Source organism: Methanobrevibacter thaueri (assembly GCF_003111625.1).
Lineage (GTDB): Archaea > Methanobacteriota > Methanobacteria > Methanobacteriales > Methanobacteriaceae > Methanocatella > Methanocatella thaueri.
The window spans coordinates 1-558 of the sequence record NZ_MZGS01000030.1 but is presented as its reverse complement, the minus strand read 5'-3'; the positions used below and the strand labels follow the sequence as shown (position 1 = coordinate 558).

1 protein-coding gene is annotated in these 558 nt (G+C 34.2%); it reads left to right on the top strand.

Annotation, left to right across the window (positions count from 1 at the left end; genetic code table 11):
• On the top strand, positions 1-558 hold a 558-nt coding region (locus MBBTH_RS10350), incomplete at both ends, for a DUF7507 domain-containing protein (RefSeq protein WP_133241964.1).

The window sequence follows — 558 nt, the reverse complement described above, 5'->3', positions numbered from 1 at the left end:
CTAATGATACCAATGACACAGCAAATGTAACCGTATACAGTCCTAACATGACTGTTGTTAAAGTAAGTTTAAACATTACAGATTTCGTTGTTGTTAATGATACTGTTGCGTTTAATATTACTGTAACCAATACCGGTGATTGTGTTTTAGGTAATGTGACTGTGACTGAGTTCTTCAAACCTTCTGAATTTAGGTTTATTAGGTTTGTTGGTGCTGATTGGAGTAGTGATGATAATGTGACATTTAAATATCTCAAACCTCTTGGTTTGAATGGTAATGCTACATTCACTGTTTACTTCCAAGCTTTAACTAACGGAACTCTTGTAAACAATGTCACTGCCAAATCCAATGTAACAAATGAAACTAACAGCAGTGCTAATGTAACTGTTGCTAATCCTGGTTTAGGAGTTGTAAAAGTTTCATTGAATGTGACAGATTTCGTTGTTGTTAATGATACTGTTGCGTTTAATATTACTGTTACCAACAAAGGATCCAGTGATTTACACAATGTTACTGTTACTGAAAGTTACATTCCTGCTGAATTGACTTATAAGGACC